Consider the following 231-nt stretch of genomic DNA (forward strand, 5'->3'; position numbering starts at 1 on the left):
GGTTTGGGCGTAGATTTGCGTTCAAGGTCGGCGAGAGCTGTGAGATGGCAGGGCACAACTCAACTGCTTGGAATGCCCCGGCTGTGGCAATCTGAATCCGCACGGCGCTCTCAAATGAGATAGCGTGCTTCCCTCGGAGCCAGCCAGATACGGTTGTCTGATCGACACCCACCGCCAAGGCCACATCAACCTGTGTTCCGAAATGCTTTATGAGCCGCATGACCACGGAAT

1 protein-coding gene is annotated in these 231 nt (G+C 56.3%); it reads right to left on the reverse strand.

Going from position 1 to position 231, the window contains the following annotated elements; translation table 11 throughout:
* On the reverse strand, nucleotides 1-231 hold a 231-nt coding region (locus tag SB752_RS33360; protein ID WP_410719653.1), incomplete at both ends, for a Cro/CI family transcriptional regulator.

The sequence above is a fragment of the Brevibacillus sp. SIMBA_040 genome, from assembly GCF_046535075.1.
Classification (GTDB): Bacteria; Bacillota; Bacilli; order Brevibacillales; family Brevibacillaceae; genus Brevibacillus.